Source organism: Microbacterium maritypicum MF109 (genome assembly GCF_000455825.1).
GTDB classification, from domain to species: domain Bacteria; phylum Actinomycetota; class Actinomycetes; order Actinomycetales; family Microbacteriaceae; genus Microbacterium; species Microbacterium maritypicum_A.
The window spans coordinates 1-351 of the sequence record NZ_ATAO01000129.1 but is presented as its reverse complement, the minus strand read 5'-3'; the positions used below and the strand labels follow the sequence as shown (position 1 = coordinate 351).

At 71.2% G+C, this 351-nt stretch carries 1 protein-coding gene; it reads right to left on the bottom strand.

Translation table 11 applies throughout. The annotated features are described in order from the left end of the window. Positions 1–46: 46 nt before the first annotated feature. A partial coding sequence (locus L687_RS28310; protein WP_021199176.1) for a nucleoside-diphosphate kinase occupies positions 47–351 on the bottom strand: 305 nt, incomplete at its 5' end.

Below are 351 nucleotides of genomic sequence, written 5' to 3'. Positions count from 1 at the left end.
GCCCGCCGAGACTCGGCGGGCGGGCTTTTCACGTGCGGACGGGTTCTCAGTCGAACCAGATGCCGAGCTCGCGCGCGGCGGACTCGGGGCTGTCCGAGCCGTGCACGAGGTTCTGCTGCACCTTGAGGCCCCAGTCGCGACCGAAGTCGCCACGGATCGTGCCGGGCGCAGCGGTCGTCGGGTCGGTGGTGCCGGCGAGCGAGCGGAAGCCCTCGATCACGCGGTTGCCCGCGAGACGGATGGCGACCGAGGGGCCGGAGAGCATGAACTCGAGCAGCGGCTCGTAGAACGGCTTGCCCTCGTGCTCGGCGTAGTGCTCGGCCAGCAGGTCGCGGTCGGGCTCCACCAGAC